The organism is Agromyces flavus (assembly GCF_900104685.1).
Classification (GTDB): Bacteria; Actinomycetota; Actinomycetes; order Actinomycetales; family Microbacteriaceae; genus Agromyces; species Agromyces flavus.
This window is the reverse complement of sequence record NZ_LT629755.1, coordinates 1450929-1471809: the sequence shown is the minus strand read 5'-3', so window position 1 is coordinate 1471809 and position 20881 is coordinate 1450929. Positions and strand designations below refer to the sequence as shown.

General features: G+C 72.8%; 22 protein-coding genes. 10 read left to right on the top strand and 12 right to left on the bottom strand.

Annotated elements, in window-relative coordinates:
• Positions 1 to 15: 15 nt before the first annotated feature.
• Positions 16 to 2640: a PEP/pyruvate-binding domain-containing protein gene (locus BLT99_RS06975; RefSeq protein WP_092670456.1), complete on the bottom strand. Its 2625-nt coding sequence runs from the start codon at positions 2638 to 2640 to the stop codon at positions 16 to 18.
• A gap of 145 nt (positions 2641 to 2785) precedes the next feature.
• Between BLT99_RS06975 and BLT99_RS06970 the strand changes: the two genes are divergently transcribed.
• Complete coding sequence (locus BLT99_RS06970) at positions 2786 to 3229, top strand: EVE domain-containing protein (RefSeq protein WP_092670454.1); 444 nt, start codon at positions 2786 to 2788, stop codon at positions 3227 to 3229.
• An 18-nt stretch (positions 3230 to 3247) separates the two neighbouring features.
• Here the strand turns inward: BLT99_RS06970 and BLT99_RS06965 are convergent, their stop codons facing one another.
• The 6 genes from BLT99_RS06965 to BLT99_RS17845 all read right to left on the bottom strand — a co-directional run bounded on the left by BLT99_RS06965 (position 3248) and on the right by BLT99_RS17845 (position 8262).
• Positions 3248 to 3937 carry a RibD family protein gene (locus tag BLT99_RS06965; protein WP_092670452.1) on the bottom strand — a complete coding sequence of 230 codons (690 nt, stop codon included), beginning with the start codon at positions 3935 to 3937 and terminating at the stop codon, positions 3248 to 3250.
• Entirely contained in the window at positions 3934 to 4872 is a 939-nt protein-coding gene (locus BLT99_RS06960; RefSeq protein WP_157674955.1) for a lysylphosphatidylglycerol synthase transmembrane domain-containing protein, read from the bottom strand. Before BLT99_RS06960 ends, BLT99_RS06965 begins: the two co-directional genes overlap by 4 nt.
• Before the next feature lie 62 nt (positions 4873 to 4934).
• On the bottom strand, positions 4935 to 5750 hold the full coding sequence (locus BLT99_RS06955; protein ID WP_092670448.1) for a hypothetical protein: 816 nt from the start codon (positions 5748 to 5750) through the stop codon (positions 4935 to 4937).
• Entirely contained in the window at positions 5747 to 6829 is a 1083-nt protein-coding gene (locus BLT99_RS06950; protein WP_092670446.1) for a glycosyltransferase family 4 protein, read from the bottom strand. Before BLT99_RS06950 ends, BLT99_RS06955 begins: the two co-directional genes overlap by 4 nt.
• A gap of 6 nt (positions 6830 to 6835) precedes the next feature.
• Complete coding sequence (locus BLT99_RS17850) at positions 6836 to 7237, bottom strand: 6-pyruvoyl trahydropterin synthase family protein (RefSeq protein WP_197675527.1); 402 nt, start codon at positions 7235 to 7237, stop codon at positions 6836 to 6838.
• The gene (locus BLT99_RS17845) at positions 7234 to 8262 is read right to left on the bottom strand and encodes a zinc-dependent alcohol dehydrogenase (protein WP_229724830.1); all 1029 of its coding nucleotides are present in this window, start codon (positions 8260 to 8262) and stop codon (positions 7234 to 7236) included. Before BLT99_RS17845 ends, BLT99_RS17850 begins: the two co-directional genes overlap by 4 nt.
• Before the next feature lie 39 nt (positions 8263 to 8301).
• Here BLT99_RS17845 and BLT99_RS06940 point away from each other — a divergent pair, with 39 nt between their 5' ends.
• Positions 8302 to 9054 carry a CDP-alcohol phosphatidyltransferase family protein gene (locus BLT99_RS06940; RefSeq protein WP_092670445.1) on the top strand — a complete coding sequence of 251 codons (753 nt, stop codon included), beginning with the start codon at positions 8302 to 8304 and terminating at the stop codon, positions 9052 to 9054.
• A 38-nt stretch (positions 9055 to 9092) separates the two neighbouring features.
• Here BLT99_RS06940 and BLT99_RS06935 read toward each other — a convergent pair whose 3' ends face one another.
• Positions 9093 to 9491 (bottom strand): hypothetical protein, encoded by a 399-nt coding sequence (locus tag BLT99_RS06935; RefSeq protein WP_092675770.1) that lies wholly within the window; start codon positions 9489 to 9491, stop codon positions 9093 to 9095.
• A 69-nt stretch (positions 9492 to 9560) separates the two neighbouring features.
• Between BLT99_RS06935 and BLT99_RS06930 the strand changes: the two genes are divergently transcribed.
• Together BLT99_RS06930 and lepB (BLT99_RS06925) are read left to right on the top strand one after the other, a co-directional pair.
• On the top strand, positions 9561 to 11204 hold the full coding sequence (locus BLT99_RS06930; RefSeq protein ID WP_157674954.1) for an alkaline phosphatase family protein: 1644 nt from the start codon (positions 9561 to 9563) through the stop codon (positions 11202 to 11204).
• Between the two features lie 90 nt (positions 11205 to 11294).
• On the top strand, positions 11295 to 11750 hold the full coding sequence (gene lepB / locus BLT99_RS06925) for a signal peptidase I (protein ID WP_092670441.1): 456 nt from the start codon (positions 11295 to 11297) through the stop codon (positions 11748 to 11750).
• Here lepB (BLT99_RS06925) and BLT99_RS06920 read toward each other — a convergent pair whose 3' ends face one another.
• Both BLT99_RS06920 and BLT99_RS06915 read right to left on the bottom strand, forming a co-directional pair.
• The gene (locus BLT99_RS06920; protein ID WP_092670439.1) at positions 11751 to 12557 is read right to left on the bottom strand and encodes a 2-oxo acid dehydrogenase subunit E2; all 807 of its coding nucleotides are present in this window, start codon (positions 12555 to 12557) and stop codon (positions 11751 to 11753) included.
• 6 nt (positions 12558 to 12563) lie between these two features.
• Positions 12564 to 14117, bottom strand: coding sequence for a carboxylesterase/lipase family protein (locus BLT99_RS06915; RefSeq protein WP_092670437.1), 1554 nt, complete (start codon positions 14115 to 14117; stop codon positions 12564 to 12566).
• Positions 14118 to 14245: 128 nt separating this feature from the next.
• Here BLT99_RS06915 and BLT99_RS06910 point away from each other — a divergent pair, with 128 nt between their 5' ends.
• The 4 genes from BLT99_RS06910 to BLT99_RS06895 are packed head-to-tail and all read left to right on the top strand — an operon-like array spanning position 14246 to position 16816.
• Positions 14246 to 14863 carry a DUF6448 family protein gene (locus BLT99_RS06910; protein WP_092670435.1) on the top strand — a complete coding sequence of 206 codons (618 nt, stop codon included), beginning with the start codon at positions 14246 to 14248 and terminating at the stop codon, positions 14861 to 14863.
• The gene (gene lepB / locus BLT99_RS06905) at positions 14829 to 15401 is read left to right on the top strand and encodes a signal peptidase I (RefSeq protein WP_092670433.1); all 573 of its coding nucleotides are present in this window, start codon (positions 14829 to 14831) and stop codon (positions 15399 to 15401) included. The genes BLT99_RS06910 and lepB (BLT99_RS06905) overlap by 35 nt, the downstream gene beginning before the upstream one ends.
• Positions 15371 to 16213: an NUDIX domain-containing protein gene (locus BLT99_RS17560; protein ID WP_157674953.1), complete on the top strand. Its 843-nt coding sequence runs from the start codon at positions 15371 to 15373 to the stop codon at positions 16211 to 16213. Before lepB (BLT99_RS06905) ends, BLT99_RS17560 begins: the two co-directional genes overlap by 31 nt.
• A gap of 9 nt (positions 16214 to 16222) precedes the next feature.
• Positions 16223 to 16816: a mismatch-specific DNA-glycosylase gene (locus BLT99_RS06895; RefSeq protein ID WP_092670431.1), complete on the top strand. Its 594-nt coding sequence runs from the start codon at positions 16223 to 16225 to the stop codon at positions 16814 to 16816.
• On the opposite strand, the gene BLT99_RS06890 is transcribed toward BLT99_RS06895, so the two are convergent.
• Together BLT99_RS06890 and BLT99_RS06885 are read right to left on the bottom strand one after the other, a co-directional pair.
• Entirely contained in the window at positions 16785 to 17507 is a 723-nt protein-coding gene (locus tag BLT99_RS06890) for an alpha/beta fold hydrolase (protein WP_092670429.1), read from the bottom strand. The genes BLT99_RS06895 and BLT99_RS06890 overlap by 32 nt on opposite strands.
• Positions 17508 to 17654: 147 nt before the next feature.
• The gene (locus tag BLT99_RS06885) at positions 17655 to 18614 is read right to left on the bottom strand and encodes a helix-turn-helix transcriptional regulator (protein WP_157674952.1); all 960 of its coding nucleotides are present in this window, start codon (positions 18612 to 18614) and stop codon (positions 17655 to 17657) included.
• 77 nt (positions 18615 to 18691) lie between these two features.
• Here BLT99_RS06885 and BLT99_RS06880 point away from each other — a divergent pair, with 77 nt between their 5' ends.
• Both BLT99_RS06880 and BLT99_RS06875 read left to right on the top strand, forming a co-directional pair.
• Positions 18692 to 19108, top strand: coding sequence for an ArsR/SmtB family transcription factor (locus BLT99_RS06880; protein ID WP_092670425.1), 417 nt, complete (start codon positions 18692 to 18694; stop codon positions 19106 to 19108).
• Positions 19105 to 20790, top strand: a complete 1686-nt coding sequence (locus tag BLT99_RS06875; protein WP_229724829.1) for a SulP family inorganic anion transporter — start codon at positions 19105 to 19107, stop codon at positions 20788 to 20790. The genes BLT99_RS06880 and BLT99_RS06875 overlap by 4 nt, the downstream gene beginning before the upstream one ends.
• Positions 20791 to 20881 lie beyond the last annotated feature (91 nt).

Genomic DNA, 20881 nt, shown 5'->3' with positions numbered 1-20881 from the left:
CTTGCTAACCCCGTCCTATCGACCGCCAGCCGCAAGCGTCACGACGCCGCTCGCCCCGTCGATCGTCACCTCCGCGCCGGTCGCGATCGCCTCCGTCGCCCCAGGTACCCCGACGACCGCGGGGATGCCGTATTCCCGCGCCACGACGGCGCCGTGGCTGTTCGCACCGCCCATCTCCATCACGAGACCGCCGGCCGTGAGGAACAGGGGCGTCCACCCCGGATCGGTCGAGGGCGCGACCAGGATCTCGCCGGGCTCGAGGTGGGCGTCGACCGGATCGAGGATGACGCGTGCGGCCGCCGTGACGGTTCCCGCGGATGCGGGCGTGCCGCGGAGGACGCCCGCTCTGTCCGCCACGGACCCGGACCCGATCGCCTCGAGTTCCGTCCCGTCCGAGAGCAGCACTCGGGGCACGTGCCGTCGCCGGAGCTCGGCGTCGTATCGCTGCCGGCGCTCGCTCACGGCCGCCCGCAGGTCCTCGCCGGCGGCGGCGCGTTTCACCTCGTCGAAGTCGAGGAAGAACACGTCGCCGGGCGCTGCGATCCGGCCCGAATCCGCGAGCTCGCTGCCGATCCGGAGCATGGCCGTCCGCGCGCGGCTCATCGCCGTGACGATGAGGAACTTCGGCATCTCGCGCAGCCCGACGAGCGCGCGAGCACGCCGCAGGCAGAAGCGCACGCCGGCGGCGCGAAGGCGGCCGCGCCGGCGGGCACGGCGGACGAGCGTGAGCATCATGGCGCGGGCGTCGCGCGCGCCATCCGCGAAGTGCTGCTCGGGCGTGGCGGCGTCCGGATCCAGCCGCAGGTATCCGGTCAGCACGCCGAACAGGTGGGCGGGGTCCTCGGACCACCGCGGCATGCCGAGGTCGATCTCGGCCACCGCGCGGTGGCCGTAGCGGTCGAGGAAATCCGCCATGCTCTGCTGCAGGACGACGGGCAGGGTGCCGGCACGGTACCCGGCGGCGAGTTCGCGCGGCGTGCGGGTCGCGAGCGCCGACCTCGACTCGGCGTCGGCCCGGGCCCGCACGGCGACCCGCCACAGCTCGAGGTCCATCTCCGTCGTGACGTTGTAGGGCACGCTCCTCAGCACGGTCTGCAGTTCGCCCGATCCTCTCGACCCGCGCGAGAGCCGCCCGGCGAGGCCGAGCAGCGCGAATCCGACGACCGCGCCGGGCAGGCTGCGCGGGGCGAGCGGCATCGCCCGGAAGAGGAGCTCGGCGACCGCGTCCACGCGGGTCGGGATGTCGCCGCCTGCCGGCACGTCCCTCGACCGGACCTCGACGGCGAGCCGCCGCACCCGGCGCCGCGCGGCTGCCGGGCTGATCACTGCCTGGCCGACCAGGAGCGGCAGGCGGACGCGGGCTGCGAGATGCAGCGCGCCCCTCGCGAAGCGGCGGCGGGAACGGGGCAGTACCGAGAACCGCCGGTCAGTGAACAGCTCGCGCAGCACCACGGCCGATCGTGCCTCCATGACGTCGAGCGCGCGAGGGAAGATCTCCCGGCCCACGGCCGATCGCACGATCGGGGTCGCATCGAGGAAGATCCGGCCGCCGCCGACCGCGAAGCCTCCCGGTCCGTCGAGGATCCGCTCCGGCCTGCGGCCGATGAGGTCGAGGAACCCCGAGCCGATCAGGCGGAAGGCGGCGATGCCCATCGGCGTGATCGGTCGGTGCAGGCCTTGGGCGAGGCTGATGCAGAAGTAGACGCGGGCGTCGTCGGGGGACACCGCTGCGTCGCGCACCGGGACCGGATACAGCGTGGTGATCGGCCTGGACTGCACGAGCCATGTGCGTCCGGCCGTGTCCACGGCCCACTCGATGTCCTGCGGACTCCCGAACGAGTCCTCGACACGGTCGCCGAGCGACGCGAGCGCCCGCGCCTCCGCGTCCGTCAGGCAGGGCTCCCGCCCGATGGGCGAACCGCCGGGCCGCCGGTCCAGGATCCGCTCCGTCACGGTGTCGACGACGAAGCGATCGGGATCCACGGCGCCGGACACCACGGCCTCGCCGAGACCGGGTGCCGCGTCGATCACCGCCTGCCGCCGTCGGCCGGTCACGGGATCGGCGGTGAACAGCACACCCGCGGCCCGCGCGTCGACCATCCGCTGCACGACCACGGCCAGCGCCACGCCAGAGCCGTCGATGCCCTGGGCGGCGCGATAGGCGACCGCCCGGTCGGTCCAGAGCGACGCCCAGCACCGATGCACGGCGTCGAGCACGTCCTCGATGCCGGTGACGTCGAGGTAGGTGTCCTGCTGGCCGGCGAAGCTCGCGCCGGGCAGGTCCTCGGCGGTGGCCGACGATCGCACCGCCACCGGGCCGCCACCGGGCTCGAGGCGGGCGTAGGCCTCGCGCACGGCCGCGGCCACGGGCTCGGGGAACGCCGCGGCGAGGATCGCTTCGCGGGCGGCCCGCGGATCCGCGATGGTTCCGTCCTCGACGGGCGTGCCCCGCACCACCTGGCGGTAGGCCTCCGTGGTCACGCAGAAGCCCGGCGGCACGTCGAAGCCGACACGCATCAGCGCACCGACGTTCGCGGCCTTGCCTCCGACCGCTGCCAGGTCGTCGACCGACACCTGCGCGAGGTCGCGGACGAACGCGTCCTGGGCACCGGGGAAGCCTGCTCGGCTGGGCACGACCATCTGCCGTCCTTCAGATCGCGTCATTCCAGACCTGTGGAGTCATGCGCAGGATCGCACCCCGGAGGACTCCACCGCAAGGACCCGCGGACACGACGGCGACGTGACCGCGCCATCCGGTGTCCGCGGCCGGTGACACGATGGGAGCATGACCAGGTACTGGCTCGGGGTGGTCCAGCAGGATCATGTACTGCTCGGTGTCGAATGGGGGATCGCGCAGACCAACCACGGCAAGCGGGGCGGCGTGCAGCGCATGCGTCCGGGCGACGGGTTCGTCTACTACTCGCCGCGGGCGAGCTTCCCCGACGGCGAGCCGCTCCGCGAGTTCACCGCCATCGGGCGGGTCGCCGATGGCGACGTGTACCAGGCCGAGGCCGATGCGAACCACATGGCCGGATTCCGGCCGTGGCGCCGCGACGTCCGCTACGCCGATGCGACCTCCGCGCCGATCGCTCCCTTGCTCCATGTGCTCGACCTCACCCGCGACGACCCGAACTGGGGCCTGAAGCTGCGACGCGGTCACCTCGAGATCACCGAGCACGACTTCGGGGTGATCGCTCGCGCGATGGGCGCCGACGAGCCCGTCGGCTGATGCCACGGCGCGATCGACCTAGCGGTCGCAGCGCTCCGACAGCGCGTACCTCAGCAGCACCATGTCGCCGACTCGGCGGCTCTCTGCGAGGGGGGCGCGACGGTCGGCATTCCACGGGAACGAGCCGTCGCCGATCAACCGGGGGGCTCGCTGGTCGCCCACGAAGAACGGGGCGATGGCCAATTGCAGTTCGTCGGCGAGGTCGGCCTCCAGGAACTGCGTGATCGTGGTTCCGCCGCCCTCGACGAGCAGCGAGCGCACGCCCCGGTCGTGCAGGTCGCCGACGAGCGCCGACACGCTGACCTGGTCGCCCACGGGCACGACGGTGGCGAGGTCCCCGAGCCGAGCACGCAGATCGTGGAACGCGGCCCGGGGGCAGTAGACGAGCTTCGTCGAGTGCCCCGAGGCGAAGAAGTCCGACGTCGGATCGAGCTCGCCGCTCGCGGTCAGCGTCACCTTCCACGGCGACGGCGACAGGCCTTCGTCTTCGCGTCGCCTCCGTCGCTCCTCGCTCCGCACCAGCAGTCGTGGATTGTCGAGGCGCACGGTGCGGGCGCCGACCAGGATCGCGTCGCTCTGTGCGCGCACCTCGTCGACGCGATCGAAGTCCTCCGCGTTCGAGAGCGCGAGCCGTGGCGGGGCAGCGGTGTCGAGGAAGCCGTCGATCGACATCGCCGCGCTGAGGATCACGTACGGCCGATCGATCACGATCCCACCCCCCGATGCGCGACGGTGAGCACGGCGGGAGGCGTCGCCGAGTGGGTGCGTGCTCGGCGAACCGTCGACCCCACCGCGACGACGAGTCCCGGTGCGACGGAGATCATCGTGAGGACGCCGAAGAGTGCGGATGCGGCCACGCCCGTGGAGGCGCCCAGCCCGGCGACGGCGAAGGCCCAGCCCGCGACGCCCTCACGCGGGCCCCATCCGCCGACGTTCAGCGGGATGGATCCGGAGACGAGGACGACGAGGGCGAGCGCGGCGAGGCGAAGCGGCGGCACGCTGGCCCCGACCGCCGCGACCGCGACGCCGAGGGTCGCCACGTGACATCCCACGACCACCACCGAGGCGATGACGACGCGGAGGAGGACAACGGGGGATCCGATGCCCGCCGCGAGTTCGCCGAGCTCGCGACGCATCGCCCGACGTGCCCGGGCGCTCGATGCGGCCGTTCCGAGAACCGCGAGGACGAGCAGCACGAGGCCGATGCCCAGTACCGGCAACAGCACTCCCTGGAACTCCGACCCCAGGTACACGAGGACGAGGACGGCGATCGCGACCTGCACGAGCTGCCCCACGGTGCGCTCGATCACGACGGCGCGAGCGGCCTGCGGGAGGTTCCCCGCGTCGCGCCCCTGCGTGACGGCTCGCTCGACGTCACCGACGACCCCGCCGGGCACCACGGTGTTCAGGAACTGGGAGCGGTAGTACCACGCGACGGCCTCGCGCACACCCAGGGCGACGCCGAGTCGACCCGCGATGGTGCTCCAGCGCCACGCCGCCGCGACCGTGGCGACGGCCGAGAGCACGAGCGCGACGAAGACCAGGCCGGGATCGACGCTCGACAGCGCACGCAGGAACGGCTCGGAGCCGACACCGGCGACGACCGCGACCAGCACCGCGAGGCCCGCGAGCGTACGTGCCACGAGGCGGAACCGCGTCGATGACCCGATGACGCGGACCCGGGTTGCGCAGCCTGCCGCGGACATCAGGGCCACGCCATCAGGTCGGTGTGCTGGACGACGGCGGAGAGCGCACCGCGTCGCACCTGCGCGGAACGGAGCGCACCGTACGCCGTGCCGTCGTCGCGCAGATCGGGGCGCTGCTCGAGCGCCGCATCGAGCCATCCCTCGAACCACCGCTCGAGGAGGCGAGGCTCGTGATCGCCGAGCCGCCAGGGGCTGCGCGCCGTTCGGACGCTCCATCCGGCCTCGAGGAACAGGCGTTCCGCATGTGCGGCGCCGGCCGGCCCCATGAGCCGTCGTCCGCCGGCGTGGCGTTCCTGGTGCGCATTGAAGGCGGCCGCGACCACGTCGTCGTGAGGATCCGGAGGCTCGAGGCCCACCTCGCCGGTCACGCTCAGGCTCAGCAGCACGGGGCATCCGACGGCCACGCACGCCCGGACGACCGCGCGGATCTCGTCGGACGTCAGCACGTCGAGCAGCGCGGACGCGGTCACGAGGGACGCTCCGTCGAGGTGGTCGGCGTCGAGCTCGGAGAGCTCGCCGGTGCGCGTCAGGATCGCGACGGGCCGGCCGTCGCGATCGAGCGGGGCGATGCCGTCCGCGGCGCGATCGATCAGGTCGGAGTTCCAGTCGTGCAGCACCCAGGTCTGCGGACCGGGCGACTGCGGTACGAGCCATCGCATCATCGAGCCCGTTCCACTCCCGAGGTCGTGGATCGTGATCGGACCCGGTCGGAGGCGGCGGAGGGCGGCACGGGCGAGTCGAGCCGACCTGGCGCGCGCATCCTCAGGCTCTCGCAGCTTCAGCCAGTCGCGGCTCACCTCGATGATCTCGCTCATCCGGCGGCCCGCCGTTCGCGCCCGAGGGCGTCTGCCCGCGCGCCCACCTCGCCCAGCACCTCGGCGATGATCCCGACGGGCTCCTCCCAGCTCGGCCGCGTCGTGCGCGAGTCCATGGCCTCCGCCTTGAATGCGGCACGCCACCCGGCATCCCCCCGCCACCGACGCAGGACGGCCCGCAACGCCCCGGGATCGCCCGATGGGACGAGGACCCCGGCCGGGCTGCCGGCGATCGCCTCCGGAACTCCACCCACGCACGAGGCGACGACCGGGATGCCGCGCGCCAGCGCCTCGGCAACGACCATCCCGTAGCTCTCCGACCTCGACGGTGCGACGACGAGGTCGGCCGAGCGATAGGCGTCCTCGAGCAGCGGGCCCGAGAGCACCCCCGTGAGCGCGACTCGCTCGGCGAGCGCGGCGGATCGGATCGCCTCCCTCGTCTGGAGCGCGAAGTCGGGGTCGGCGTCGAGGGAGCCCACGACCCAGCAGGTCCAATCCGGCAGGTCGGTCATGCCCGCCAGTGCGTCGACGAGGACGTCCTGTCCCTTGTGCGGTGCGACGGCTCCGACGGTGAGCAGCCGGGCGCCCGTTTCGGAGCCCGGCGCGGCCGGGACCGGGTCGGTGCCCGGACGCGCCACCGCGATCCGATCGGGCGCGGCGAGTGCTCGGGCGATCAGCGCGGAGCGCGTCCAGTCGCTCGTCGTGATCACCGCTCGTGCCGCGTGCAGCGCCTCGCGTTCGCCTTCGGTGCTGCGCGTGCCGTTGTGCGCCTCGGACAGCGTGCTCGCGACCATGTGCGCGAGCACGACGATCCGAAGTCGCGCCGCGTTCGCGCTCAGCGCCGCCGACGCGGGGACGGCGATCAGGCCGTCGATGAGGACGACGCCGTCGTCGGGCACGTTGGACAACGCGCCCGCCACCTCGGCCGTGCGCGCTTCCGGCACCGGCACCATCCGAACGTGCAGGCCCCGCGCTCGCAGTCCGTCGGCGATCCGCCGATCGTAGACGTTGCCCCCGCTGACGCGCTCGGCGTCGTCGATGCCGTCGGGAACGAGGAAGTGCACGGTCGGGCCCGTCATCGCAGCTCACACCGTCCGCTCGTAGCTCGCCCACGCGACGTGGGACTCGTGGAGGATGACCTCGATCGACGACAGTCGTTCGCCGGCGGCGCCGAGCCGTCCGCCCGCGGCACGCTCGGCGAGGCGATCGGCGATGACCTGGCACAGGCGCTCGGTCGTCGTGTTCATCCCGGCGAACTGGGGTTCGTCGTCGAGGTTGCGGTAGTTCAGCTCGGCGGTGATCTCGCCGAGCGCCTCGGACGCCAGGCCGATGTCGACGACCACGCCGTCCGGGTCCAACTCGCCCGCTCGGAACGTCGCGTCGACGATGAAGGTCGCACCGTGCAGTCGCTGTGCGGGACCGAATGCCTCGCCGGCGAAGCTGTGGGCGATCATGATGTGGTCCCGCACGGTCACGGTGTAGGTCACGGGGCGTCCGTCCAATCGATCGTGTGGCAGAGCTCGGTGCCCTGCCCGTCGGCGAGCGCCGCCATCACCGCGGGCAGATGGTTCCAGGGGGAGTCGCCGGTGAGCAGCGCGTCGAAAGCCTCGTCCTTCAGGAGTTCGAGCGCGAGCCCCAGCCGATCGCCGGTCGACCGCGTGCCGCGCCGCCGCCGCGCGACGGCCCCCACCTGGCTCGCACGGATGGTCAGGCGGCGCGAGTGGAAGTCGGCGCCCAGTGCGAGCGTGACGGGACGGTCGCCGTACCAGCTGGCCTCGATCACCTCGCCGTCGGTGACGATGGACTCGAGCGCGAGCTGCAGCCCTGCCCCGGATCCGCTGGCGTTGACGACCAGGTCGCGGCTCCGCGGAGCGTCGTCGGGCTCGGCGAATCCGACGCCGAGCCGATCGGCGACGACCCGACGCGAGGGATCCACGTCGACGAGCACCACCTCGAGGCCGGGGATGCCGCGGGCCAGTCGTGCGACGCAGCATCCGATCATGCCCGCCCCCACGATCGTGACGCGGTCGCCGATCAGGGGCGCGGCGTCCCACAGCACGTTCACCGCGGTCTCGACGGCTCCGGCCAGCACCGCGCGTCGAGCGGGCACGCCGGCGGGAACGGCGACCACTGCGTCGGCCGGGACGACGAACGCGGACTGGTGCGGGAACAGGGTGAAGACCGTGCGACCCCGCAGCGGATCGGGACCCTCCTCGACCACGCCGACGTTGAGATAGCCGTACTTCACCGGCCCGGGGAACTCGCCCTCCTGGAAGGGCGCGCGCATGCGGTCGTACTCGCTCGGGGGTACATGCCCCTGGAAGACGGATGCCTCGGTTCCGCGGCTGACGCCCGTCCAGCGGGTGCGCACGAGCACCTCGTCCTCGCCTGGACGCTCGATCGGCTCACGGCGCAGGGTCCCGACGCCCGGCTCGTCGACCCAGAACGCCACGGCCTCACGCAATCGTGCTTCCCCCTCGGTGAACCATCCGGCGATCTCCGCCGTATACATGAATATGCTCCGTGCGACGCTCTCGAACAAGGACACGTGATGGCGCGCGAGCAGGTTCGGCTCGCGCCCATCGGGTCGGCGCTGCTCGGTGCCGCGGGCCTCGCGGCGATCCAGGCGTCCGGCGGGTCGCCCACGATCGGCTGGATCGCGGGGATGGCATACCTCGCGGTGAGCACTGTGCTGGTGCTGCGCGCCCTGCATCGTCGCGCCACTCGTCGCTTCGGCTGGGCGAACGTCGTCACGGCGACGAGATCGGCGCTCGTCGGCATCATCACGGGACTCGTCGCCGCATCCTTCTCCGAGCCGATCTCCGTGCCGCTGCTGATCGGACTGGTGGTCCCGGCGCTCGCCCTGGACGCCGTGGACGGCTGGGTCGCGCGTCGCACCGATTCCATCACCGAGCTCGGGGCTCGCTTCGACATGGAGGTCGACGCGTTCCTGCTCCTCGTGCTCAGTGGCTACGTGTCGCAGATCCTGGGGCTCTGGGTCCTCGCGATCGGCCTCATGCGCTACGTGTTCGTCGCGGCGGGATGGCTCGTTCCCTGGCTGCGGGGACAGCTGCCGCCGCGGTACTGGCGCAAGGTCGTGACGGCCGTGCAGGGGATCGCGCTGGCGGTGGCGGCGTCGGGCGTGGTCCAAGCCGTCGCGGGCGTGCTCGTCGGTGTCGCGCTGGTGCTGCTCGCCGAATCCTTCGGCCGCGACGTACTGTGGCTGGCGATGCACCGCAGCAGCGCCGACAGCCCGGCTCGCGGCCGCCGGCGGGCCTTGCCGGCCGAGGTGGACGCGTCGTGATCGACTCGCCCACCGGCGCGGGTGCGGAGGCGCCTCGGTCACGCCGTCCGCGGGGTGCGGACCACGACCACCGTGGCGACGGCGAGCACCACGATGCCGATCGACTCGATGACGACCGTCTCGGGGACGAGGGTGAAGTCCCACGTCTCGGTGATGCCGAAGAGCCCGACCGTGAGCGCGAGCAGGAGCGCCGAGAGCGTGGCGATGACGAAGAGCAGGCTCAGGACGGTCGTGATGCCGAGCAGCCGGCCGTGCAGGACCAGCATGCCGATGGCCAGCACGAGCCCCGCGATGGCGTTCAGGACGAAGAGCACGCCGAGCAGGCCGCCGACGCCGACGAAGACCAGATAGAGGTGGATTCCGCCGACGACCAGGAGCACGATCGCACTGAGGATCCGCATGGTCCACAACAGGGTCGTGCTGGAGCTTCTGGTCATGGTCGCACCCGTGTTCGCAGTCATGGTCGAACCCGCTTCCGATCGGGGCCTCCGGCGGAGACGCTAGCGATGACACGAGACAGCGGGGGAAAGAGTTCACCGAGGTCGGCACCTCCCGCGCTCGGATGGGTGGCTTCTGCGGTCGCGATCCTGCTGCTCGCCCTCGTCCCACTGCTGCCGCGAGCACTGGCCGACGGCGATCCGGCGGCGCTCGTGGGCCTCCCGGGTGAATCGATCCTGGTGCTGGCGCTGCTCTGCCTGCTTCCGTGGCGCCTCGCACGCGGAGTGCTCGCGACCGGCTTCGCGATCGTCGTCGTCGTCGCGATCCTCCTTGCCGGGATCGATGCGGGCTACCGGTCGGCGCTCGACATCCCCTTCGATCCGCTCGAATGGCCGCAGCTCGGCGACGCGTTCGGCGTCCTCGAGGGATCCGTCGGCGCCGGCGCCGCGAGAGGCGTGATCGTACTCCTCGCGCTCGTCGCGGTCGGGCTCGTGCTGGTGCTCTCGTTTGCGGCGCTGCGCGTGGGCACGGCGCTGCGGCGCCGCGTCCGCGGGCAGACGATGATCGCCGCGTTCATCGCCGCGTGGACCGTCATCGCCCTCACGGGCTCGCAGTTGGCGGGGCAGCCGGCCGCACCGACAGCGTCCGTGCAGGCGATCGGCGAGTCGGTCGACCACGCCGCCGACGGGCTCGCGGCGGCCGCGGAACTGTCGCGGCAGATCGCGACGGATCCCTATCGGGATGCGCCCCGATCGGACCTGCTGACCGCGCTGCAGGGCAAGGACGTCGTGTTCGCGTTCGTCGAGAGCTACGGCAGGGTCGCCGTGGAGGGCGACGGCTTCTCCGACGGCGTCCGGCAGGTGCTGCGCGACGGGGAAGCGCAGCTCCGCGTGGACGGCTACACGTCCCGAACCGCCTTCCTCACGTCGCCGACGTTCGGGGGCCTGAGCTGGCTCGCCCATTCGACGTTCCACACCGGACTGTGGGTCGACCGCCAGACCCTGTACAGCAAGGTGATGCGGAGCGGTCGCTTGACGCTGAGTGCCGCGTTCGGGGAAGCCGGATGGCGCACGGTCGGCGTCATCCCGTCGAACACCGAACCGTGGCCGCTCGGCGCCTCGTTCTACCGCTGGGACACGATGCTCGACGTGAACGACCTCGGCTATCGAGGGCCGAGGTTCGGATACGCGCGGGTGCCCGACCAGTACACGTGGACCTACGTCGACGACCAGGTGCTCGCGGATGATTCCCGGCCGATCATGGCCGAGGTGGACCTCGTCTCCTCGCACTCGCCGTGGACGCCGCTTCCAGAGCTCGTCCCCTCGTCGGACGTCGACGACAGCTCGGTGTACGAGGCCCAGTTCGCCCGGGGGGAGTCCGCGACCGAGCTCTGGCAGGATCCCGAGCGAGTGCGGCGGGCGTACGCCGCCTCGATCGAGTACTCGCTCGGCGCGACGTTCGCGTTCCTGCACGAACGCGATGACCCCGATCTCGTGCTGGTGGTGCTCGGCGACCACCAGCCGATGGCGGCCGTGAGCGGCCGGGACGCCGGACACGACGTGCCGATCAGCATCATCGCGAAGGACCCCGCCGTCTTCGAATCGATCGAGGGATGGCAGTGGCCCGACGGGATGCTGCCGGACGCCGATGCACCCGTCTGGCCGATGAGCGCCTTCCGCGATCGTTTCCTCGACGCATTCAGTGCTCGATGACCCGACCTGTGGACAGTCGCGCGAGCGAGGCCGCGGAGCCCCTAGTCTGGCGCGTGGCGCCGCTGCCCCCGCGGGCCGGAGGGAGCATCGGTGGACATCCGTCCTGCGGCATTCATGACGGTGGTGCGCTCCGATGCGATGCGCCCCGCGCTCGAGGAAGGCGACGTCCTGCTGGCGAGCCGCGTGCGCGGCGTCAAACGGCTGCGGCGAGGCGAGATCCTCGTCTTCCGTGTTCCGGATGACCCGAAGCCGCGGGTCAGGCGCATGATCGCCCTTGCCGGCGACCATGTGCGGTTCGCCGAGGACGGCGTCGTGGTGCTCAACGGGGAGCCGCTGTTCGAGCCGTACGCCCGCCGCTCACGGGCGTTCCGCGGTTCGTTCACCGTGCCGGCCGATCGGGTCTTCGTGCTCGGCGACCGGCGCGATGATGCGCACGACCCCCGCCGGTGGCGAGAGTCGTTCGTCCCGGCCGGCGAGATCCTCGGCGTGGCCCGCACCCGCCTCTTCCCGTGGCCGATCACGGCGACTCGGGTGCTGGCGCGCTGATCACGGGGTCGCCTCGGGATCGGGCAGCACGGCCGCGGTCTCGACGAGCTCGCGGAGCGTCTCGGTGAAGCGCGTCGCGGGCGCGCCGTCGACGACGGCATGGTCGAAGGTCAGCGTGAGCGGCAGCATCGGGCGCACCACCACCTCGCCGTCGCGCACGACCGGTCGCTCCACCACGCCGCCGACGGTCGCGATGATCGTCAGCGGCGCGACCGGGATGGCCCATCCCCATGCGCTCGAGAACATGCCGATCGACGTCACGCCGACGGCCGGCCCGAATGAGGCGGCGATCCGCGGCCGGGTGCCTGCGATGCGGATGACCGTGCGCCGCACGGGTCCCGGCAGGCGCAGCACCACGCGCATCCCGCCGCGTGGCTCGTGCGACTCGCCGGGGCCGTGCTTGGTGGCGCGGAGCAGGGCGGACACGTCGGCGGGGGACTGCCGGTCCGCGTCGCGCACCGTGACGATGTCGAGCACGGTGCGACCCTGCCAGTGCCGTTCGACGGTCGACCCCACGTCGACCCGGTCGAACGTGACGATACGATCGCCGGCCCGACGTGCGTTCACCTCCGGATGGGCGGCCACGGCGCGCGCCAGGGTGGCGATGACGAACCCGGTCCACGACACGTGCGGCTCGGCTCGCGCCATCCGACGCCGCGCCTCGGAGACGTCGAGCTCGACGAGCGCGTGCACCTGGTGCCGGCGGCTCGCGCCCACGAGGCGGTCGAGCACGGGACGCCGCTCGCGAGGGATGCGACGGACGACGTAGCCCGGCTCGCCCGCCCGCGTCTCACCGCCCCGCGACATCCGACCTCACCGGACGCCGTTCCAGAGCTCCCGCTCCCATGCGCGCGGGTCGGGCACGACCTGCGAGGACACGTCGAAGCGCATCGTGGCACGCCGGTCGAGGTCGTATCGCGGCCATTCGGGGCCGGGATCGCCGGTCGACGCGAAGGCGATCCACGCGCGATGCATGGTGTCGGCGAGTTCCTGCGGTGCGTCCGCTCCGAGCATCGGCCCGAACAACGGCACGTCGGGGCCGAGCCTGCCGAACACGAAGGGGATCTCGAGGGCGTGCACCGCGCCGAGGCCCGGCGAGGACCAGGCGAACTCGTACATGTACGTGCGCCCTTCCATACCGGCGTGCGCGTCGGCGAGCCGGAGCGCGGGCACCCGGATCCACCAGTCGGTCTGCACGAGCGCGAAGACATCGCCCGCCGAGGCCTGCGGGTGCCGGGCCCGGTACGCCGAGAGCGCCGCGTCGGGCGAGAGCCCGTACGCGGCGAGCGACTGATAGCCGAAGCGCTCGACCGGACCGGACATGATCTCATCGGTGATCGTGGCGAAGACGCCGCCGACCACGCTCCACAGGCGCCAGTCGTCGACGTTGCTCCCGATGATCAGGTCGATGTCGCGCGCCGCGCCGGCCGCGATCCGCTCGACCGGCGGCGCGGGGATCACCTCGCCGTCGACCGACGGCTCCCACGGCATCATGGTCGCGACGACCTCCGCGCCCCAACGAGCCGGGTCCGGATCGGCCATGAGCTCGTCCTTCAACCGCGCCTGCGCCTCGAGCAGGCGGTCGATGCCGGCCTCGGCGATCGCCCGGCGCTCGGGCGGCACGCCGAGGAGCTCGGCCAAGTGCGCTCCGATGCGGCGGGCGTCGGCGTCGGGCATCACGCGATGCGCCGCTCCGCTCTGCAGGATGGCGCGCCGGAACAGGCCTTCGGCGCTCGGCATCCCGAGCAGCATGCCGATGGCCATGGCCCCGGCCGACTCGCCGAACACCGTGACATTGTCGGGATCGCCGCCGAACGCGGCGATGCTCTCGCGCACCCAGGTCAGCGCAGCGACCTGGTCGAGCAGCCCGACGTTCGCGATGCCGTCACCGAGGTTGAGGAATCCCTCGGCTCCCGGCCGCCAGTTGATCACGACGCACACGACGCCGTCGCGCGCGAAGGTGCTGCCGTCGTACGCGGCGGTCGAGCTGAGCTCGAACATCCCGCCCTGGATCCACACCATCACGGGCAGCCCGCGCGCACCCGGGTCGGGCGTCCACAGGTCGAGGTTGAGCACGTCCTCGGATGGCGCGGCGCGCGTCACGCGCGCGAACGCCTCGCCGACGTCGGACCAATCACCCGACGCGCCCTCGCCCGGCGCCCCGGCGGACGGCGGTGCGACCTGCGGCGGCTCGGGTCCGAGCTCGGTCGCGTCCCGCACGCCGTCCCACGGATCGACCGGCTCGGGCGGGCGTAGGCGCCGCCTGCCGAACGGGGGCGCCGCGTACGGGATGCCGAGGAAGACGTGGACGCCGTCGACGACGGCACCGCGCACACGTCCGACCGGGGTCGAGACCACCGTGTCCATGCGCCCCACGGTGCCCCTGCGCGCCGGTCGCGATCAGGGGCGAAGGTCCCCTCTGACGACGGGCTCGGTTCGTAGGCTGGTTCCGTGGCTCGCAGTGCCGCAGGTCCACGTGCGGAAGGGAGGACGGCATGCACCTCGTCACCCGCCTGCTCGCCGCCGTCGCGGCATCCGTCGCCCTCGCCCTGGCGTTCGTGAGGCCCGCGCGTGCGCACTGCGACACCATGGACGGGCCCACGGTCGCCGACGGCCGGCGCGCGCTCGACTCGGGCGAGGCGAACCACGCACTGAAGTGGGTGGACGAGGCGCACGAGGCCGAGGTGCGCGAGGCGTTCGAGCTCGCGCGCCGGGTGCGCGTCCTGGGCGACGACGCTCGCGAGCTCGCCGACCGGTACTTCCTCGACACGCTCGTGCGACTGCACCGCGCGGGGGAGGGCGAGCCCTTCACCGGCATCCGGCCCTCGGGCGAGCCGATCGACGCGAAGGTCGTCGCGGCCGACCGATGCATCGCCGAGGGCGACCTCGCGGCACTCGAGGCCCTCGTACCGGGAGAGCAGCTGCCCGAGCTCAGGAACCGCTTCGACCGGGTCCTCGCGACGAAGGACTTCGACGTCGACGACCTCGCCGCGGCGCGCGCGTACATCGCCGCGTACGTGGCGTTCTTCCACCTCGCCGAAGGGGACGAGCACGGCCACGCGCACGGGTCCGCGTCGGGTGACGAGCACGGGACCCACCACGCGCACCGCTGACCGCGCGGGCCGCTCGGTCGCGCGGATCGTCGCCGCGCTCGCCGGCGTCGCCGTCGGCGCACTGCTCGTCCATCGGTTCGGCGTGTTCACGACGCTGGTCCGCTCCGGATCCATGCGACCCACGCTCGAGCCGGGCGATCTGCTCGTGACGTCGCGGCTGCGCCGCGGCACCCGCGTCCGACGGGGTGACCTCGTCGTGTTCCGTTCGCGCCTGCGCGGCGGCGCGCTCGTCAAGCGCGTCGTCGGCCTGCCCGGCGAGCGCATCGAGATCGCCGGCGGCATGGTGCGAGCGGATGGCGCGCCCGTGGCCGAGCCCGTCGCGCGCCCGGCCGGCGGCTATCGTGGCCGGTTCGCGGTGCCCGCCGACGGCTACCTCGTGCTCGGCGACGACTCCGAGGCATCCGACGACTCGCGCTCATGGGCGGACCCGTACGTGCGGCGCCGCGACCTGCGCGGGATCGTGCGCGCCCGGCTGCCCCGCCGCGGCGAGCGTCCTACGGTGGTGGCATGGAGGTCGTGGCGGCGGCGAGTGCGGTGATCGTCGACGATGCCGGCCGGGTGCTGCTCGTCAAGCGCGGGCGCTCGCCGCAGCGCGGCCGGTGGTCGGTTCCGGGCGGTCGGGTCGAACCCGGCGAATCGTTGGAGGCGACCGCTGCCAGGGAGACGCGGGAGGAGACCGGCCTCGAGGTGGAGGTCGGACGCGAGCTGTGGACGGTGCGCGTGCCGGCCGGTGAGGGGAGGGAGTTCGAGGTGCACGACTTCGCCGCGCGCGTCACGGGCGGCGTGCTCGGCCACGGCGACGATGCCGACGACGCACGCTGGGTCGGCGTCGACGAACTCCATGCGATGCCCCTCACGACCCATCTCGTCGACCACCTTCGCCGAGCGGGCATCGTGCCGGAGCTGCCGTACGTCGACGAGCACGCGGTCGACGTCGCGGCCGACCGCGACGCGGTGTGGTCGGCGCTCGAGGACGTGGTCGAGTCGATCGGCAGCGCGTGCGGCGCGAGGCTGCTCGGTTGCGAGGACACCGGACGGTCCGGCCCGCGGCCGCTCGCCGCGTGCTCGAGCGTGCCGGGATTCCACGTCGTGACGGCCGAGCGTCCGATCATGCTGACTCTGGCCGGCCGGCATCGGTACTCCGACTACGAACTCGTGTTCCGCGTCGAGGGCGCCGGTGCCGACCGCAGCCGGGTGCATGCGGAGACTCGTGCGATCTTCCCCGGTCGGCAGGGCGCCGCATATCGGGGCCTGCTCCTGGGCACCGGCGCGCACGTCTTCGCCACGCGGCACGTGCTCGCGCGCGTGGCGCGCGCCGCGCGCGGAGCCGGGCGGACGGGCCCGGAGTAGGGGACGCCGATGGGATTCACGCGCGCCGAACTCGAGTCGTTCCGCGGCCGGAGCGTGGACGACCTCATGCCGGCGCACCCCAGGCTCGTGTTCGTCGGGATCAACCCGGGCCTCTGGACCGCGGCGACCGGCACGCATTTCGCGCACCCCGGGAACCGGTTCTACCCGGCGCTCGCGGCGGCCGGCGTGATCCCGCGGCTGCCCGGCTTCGCCGACGGCTTCACGGAGGAGGACCGCCGCATGTTCCTCGACGCCGGAATCGGCATCTCCAATCTCGTGCACCGCGCGACGGCGCGCGCCGACGAGCTCGACCGGGCCGAGTTGCGCGCCGGTGCGGTGCGCCTCGGCGATGACGTGGCGCGGTGGCATCCGCGGGTCGTCGCGATCGTCGGACTCACGGCCTATCGGCAGGGATTCGACCGGCCGAAGGCGCGTGCCGGGCGCCAGGACGAGACGCTCGGCGGGGCGGAGCTCTGGGTCGTCCCGAATCCGAGCGGGCTGAACGCGCACGCGACCGTCGCCGACCTGGCGGAGGCGTACGCCGAGCCCGCCCGCGCCGCGGGCATCGGGCTCAGGCCACCTGCGCCTCCTCCGATGCCGTGACCGCGTCGCGGATGAGCGACGCGACCTCGTCGGGATGGCTGATCATCGCCACGTGCGAGCTCTCGATCTCCACCGTGGTCGCACCCGCGCGCGCCGCCATCGCACGCTCGGCGGCCGGCGGGATGACCCGATCGGACGACGCCACGAGATACCAGCTCGGGATGCTCCGCCAGGCCGGCGGCCCGGAGGGCTGCACGAGCGAGGCGAGCGCCGCGGGCCGCTGGGCGGCGGCCATCGCGGCCGCGAGTTCGGGGGCGACGTCCTGGCAGAACACCTGCGGGAAGACCTCGGGGTTCAGGTAGGCGTCGCCGTCGCGCTCGGCCGCGCCCGGGAACGGGCGGATGACGGTGACCGCCAGCAGGTCCGGGGCCTCGCCGCCGAGGCCCGTCGCCTGACCGACCGCCTCGCCCTCGTCGAGGGCGAAGGCCGCGATGTAGACCAGGGCGGCGATGTGGTCGAGACCGGTGGCCGCGTTGGTGATGACCGCGCCGCCGTACGAGTGGCCGACGAGCACGACGGGTCCCCCGAGCGTCTCGAGGAAGGACCGAAGGTACGCGGCGTCGGACTCGAGGCCGCGCAGCGGATTCGCGGGCGCGTACACGGTGTGGCCGTCCTGCTGCAGACGGGTGATGACGTCGTTCCATCCGGATGCGTCGGCGAACGCGCCGTGGACGAGGACGATGGTGGACATGGAGGCTCCTTCGCGAGTCGCTGGCGTCGATACGGGGGTCGGGTCTCGGCGAGCGTACGCCGCACTCGTGGCGTCCGCTCGTCTCCGCCCGCACTCCCGCTGTGCCGGATCCGCACGATCGCGTCCGCCCACGGGGGCGCGACGGGATCACGACCAGCGTCGGCGCCACTCGGTCGGCGTAGCGCCGTACGAGCGGTGGAAGGCGCGACTGAACGCGGAGTGATCGCGGAAGCCCCACCGGAACGCGATCTCCGACACGGTGAGCCCGTGCGAGGACGGGTCGGTGAGCATCGACGCGCATTCCTCGAGGCGTCGCGTCCGCACCCAGTCGCCGAACACGATGCCCATCGACTGGAGGATCGCGTACACGTACCGGTCGGAGATGTGGTGCGCGCGAGCGACGACGCCGACGCTGAGCGACGGATCGGCCAGTCGGTCCTCCATGAATCGCAGGATGTGCTCGGCGAGCGTCGCGCGCAGCGGTTCGCGCGCGCGGAACTCGTCGCCGGCGGTCACCGTCAGCAGGCTCCGCACGAGCTCGATCACCGGCCGCCTCAGCGAGGTCGCGTCGACCGTGCTGTCGCCGAATCGGAGCTCGGCGATCGCGAGCAGCGAGGTCGCGACGACGTGCGCGATGCCGCTCCGCGCGTGGATCGGTGCGTGAAGCTGCGCTTCGACGATGCGGGTCGGCAGGCGCAGGTCGTCGTAGTCGACCGAGACGAACGTGCGTCGCATGCCGTCGAGGCGCGACACGTGGCTGCGGATCGAGGAGTACAGCATGACCTCGGTCGGACGTGCGACGCCGCGCTCGTACGTGCCGCGCGCCTCAGCGATGCCGACGATCAGCCGTGCGTGGTCGGCGCGTCGGGACATCCGCTCCGTCCTCGACACGCTCGCGCCGACGCCCTGGTTGCGGACGAGCGAGACGTTTCCGAGCCGGTGGGTCGCGACGCGGAGCCGGAAGCGCTGCGGGTCGTGCGCGATGAGGTCGACCGGTGTCGTGAGGCCACGCGCGATCTCGCGGGTCAGTTCGAACCGGTCGCGCGGAGGCGCTCCGCGCGTGTCGAACACGAGCGGGCTGGGCGGGGGCGCGGCCGGCTGGCCCATGGGCGACAGTCTGATGGTGGAAGGCGCATGCGGCAACCGATGACCGGACATCCTGTCGGATCACGCATAATGGATTGATGGATTCATCAATCCATGAAGGAGTCGCCGTGTTCACCGACGCCAGTCGTCCGCTCTACGAGGTCAAGGCCAACCTCTTCAAGGGCCTCGCGCACCCGGTGCGTGTCCGCGTGCTGGAGGTGCTCGCCGCATCGCCCGCCGACGAGACGCCGGTCGCCGAACTGCTCGCCGCGACCGGGCTCGAGGCGTCGCACCTGTCCCAGCACCTCTCGGTGCTGCGGAACTACCGGCTCGTCACGGCGGAGCGGCGTGGCAACCAGGTCGCCTACCGGCTCGCGTACCCGCAGGTCGCCGACCTGCTCCGCGTGGCGCGTGCCCTGCTCGGCGAGATCCTCCAGGCGACCGAGCGCCAGCTCGTCGCGCAGACGGACCTGCCCGAGCTGCCGGCCGCGACGGGGACGGCGGTCGGCGCGTGACGGACACCGCCGTGCGGCGTGCCGCGCGCGGCATCCGCTCACTGCTGCCCTCGACCGCGGACTACCGCGACCTGCGACGCACGTGGCGGGGCGACCTCGTGGCGGGCATCACCGCCGGAGTCGTGGCCTTGCCGCTGGCGCTCGCGTTCGGCGTCAGCTCGGGCGCGGGCGCCGCCAGCGGGCTGGTCACCGCGATCATCGCCGGACTCGTGGCCGCCGTGTTCGGCGGGTCGAACGTGCAGGTGTCGGGGCCGACCGGCGCCATGGTCGTCGTGCTCGCGCCCATCATCGCCACCCACGGACTGGGTGCGCTCGCCGTCGTCGGGCTTCTCGCCGGCCTCATGGTGCTCGCGGCCGGCGTGCTGCGGCTCGGCCGGGCGGTCACGTTCATCCCGTGGCCGGTCATCGAGGGGTTCACGCTCGGCATCGCGGTCATCATCTTCCTGCAGCAGGTGCCGTCCGCCGTCGGCGTGCCCGCGACCGAGGGGGCGAATGCGGTCATCGGCGCGGTCGACGCCGTCATGCGCGCATCATGGCCGGATGCCGCGTGGTCGCTGGCCGTCGTCGCAGCGGTCGCGGCGATCATGCTCATCGCACCGCGGCTGCATCGTCTCGTGCCCGGCTCGCTGGTCGGGATCATCGTCGTGACCGTGATCGCGGCGGTCACCGGCCTGCCCGTCGCGACGATCGGCGCCCTCCCGAGCGGGCTGCCGATGCCGGCCGTCCCCGTGATCGCCCCCGAGGCGTTCGCCTCGTTGCTGCTTCCGGCGGCGACCGTCGCCGCGCTCGCCGCCATCGAGTCGCTGCTGTCGGCACGGGTGGCGGCCTCCATCTCCGACACGGGGCCGTACGACGCCGACCGGGAGCTCGTCGGCCAGGGACTGGCCTCGATCGCCTCCGCCGCGTTCGGCGGCATGCCCGCGACGGGCGCGATCGCGCGCACCGCGGTGAACGTGCGCACCGGAGGCCGGACCCGGCTCGCGGCGATCGCGCACGCGGTGCTGCTCGCGGGCATGGTCGCACTCGGGGCCACCGTCGTCGGCGCCATCCCGCTCGCCGCGCTGTCCGGCGTGCTCATGGTGACCGCGGCGCGCATGATCCCGGCTGCCACCGTGCGCACCGTCCTCGGATCCACGCGCGCGGATGCGGCGGTCTTCATCGGCACCGCGATCATCACCGTGAGCGTCGACCTGATCACGGCGGTGCTCGTGGGCGTCGCGGTCGCGGCCTTCCTCGCGCTCCGGTCGGTCGCCCGATCGAGCGGCGTGCACCGGGAGGAGCTTCCCGCACCCGCCGAGCCGGGCGACGAGCGGGTGGCACTGTTCCGGCTCGAGGGGGCCCTGTTCTTCGGTGCGGCCGAACGCATGCTCGAGCGGGTCGCGGCCCTGCGCGACGTCGACGTCGTGATCATCCGGATGTCGCAGCTCCAGCTGCTCGACGCCACCGGCGCACAGGTGATCACGGAGCTGATCCACGCGCTCGAGCGGCGTGGCGTCACGGTGCTCGTGAAGGGCATCCAGGGGCGTCACCTCGAGCTCGCGCGACGGGTCGGAGTCATCGATTCGCTGCGGGACCGCCGCCATCTCTTCGACGAACTCCCCGCCGCCGTCGAGCACGCGCGCAGTCACGTGCGGCGCGCCGCTGCCGCCGGCGGCCGGAGTGCGAGACCCGCGGTCGGCTGACGGCGGCGCGAGCCGCGCCGCGGCGCGAGCCGCGCCGCGCTGCGCCATCTCCGCCTCCGGCGCAAGCCCTCCCGCGCCCTCGTGTCGATCC

Bases quoted from the DNA above. Each gene is read 5' to 3' on its own strand.
- BLT99_RS06880 (WP_092670425.1), top strand. From the start codon at position 18,692: ATGGATTCATCAATCCATGAAGGAGTCGCCGTGTTCACCGACGCCAGT.
- BLT99_RS06890 (WP_092670429.1), bottom strand. From the start codon at position 17,507: ATGTCCACCATCGTCCTCGTCCACGGCGCGTTCGCCGACGCATCCGGA.
- BLT99_RS06920 (WP_092670439.1), bottom strand. From the start codon at position 12,557: ATGTCGCGGGGCGGTGAGACGCGGGCGGGCGAGCCGGGCTACGTCGTC.
- BLT99_RS06955 (WP_092670448.1), bottom strand. From the start codon at position 5,750: ATGAGCGAGATCATCGAGGTGAGCCGCGACTGGCTGAAGCTGCGAGAG.
- BLT99_RS17560 (WP_157674953.1), top strand. From the start codon at position 15,371: ATGGAGGTCGTGGCGGCGGCGAGTGCGGTGATCGTCGACGATGCCGGC.
- BLT99_RS06930 (WP_157674954.1), top strand. From the start codon at position 9,561: ATGACACGAGACAGCGGGGGAAAGAGTTCACCGAGGTCGGCACCTCCC.
- BLT99_RS06950 (WP_092670446.1), bottom strand. From the start codon at position 6,829: ATGACGGGCCCGACCGTGCACTTCCTCGTTCCCGACGGCATCGACGAC.
- BLT99_RS06935 (WP_092675770.1), bottom strand. From the start codon at position 9,491: ATGACCAGAAGCTCCAGCACGACCCTGTTGTGGACCATGCGGATCCTC.
- BLT99_RS06915 (WP_092670437.1), bottom strand. From the start codon at position 14,117: ATGGACACGGTGGTCTCGACCCCGGTCGGACGTGTGCGCGGTGCCGTC.
- BLT99_RS06910 (WP_092670435.1), top strand. From the start codon at position 14,246: ATGCACCTCGTCACCCGCCTGCTCGCCGCCGTCGCGGCATCCGTCGCC.
- BLT99_RS06885 (WP_157674952.1), bottom strand. From the start codon at position 18,614: ATGGGCCAGCCGGCCGCGCCCCCGCCCAGCCCGCTCGTGTTCGACACG.
- BLT99_RS06970 (WP_092670454.1), top strand. From the start codon at position 2,786: ATGACCAGGTACTGGCTCGGGGTGGTCCAGCAGGATCATGTACTGCTC.
- BLT99_RS06940 (WP_092670445.1), top strand. From the start codon at position 8,302: ATGGCGCGCGAGCAGGTTCGGCTCGCGCCCATCGGGTCGGCGCTGCTC.
- BLT99_RS06975 (WP_092670456.1), bottom strand. From the start codon at position 2,640: ATGGTCGTGCCCAGCCGAGCAGGCTTCCCCGGTGCCCAGGACGCGTTC.
- BLT99_RS17845 (WP_229724830.1), bottom strand. From the start codon at position 8,262: ATGTATACGGCGGAGATCGCCGGATGGTTCACCGAGGGGGAAGCACGA.
- BLT99_RS06895 (WP_092670431.1), top strand. From the start codon at position 16,223: ATGGGATTCACGCGCGCCGAACTCGAGTCGTTCCGCGGCCGGAGCGTG.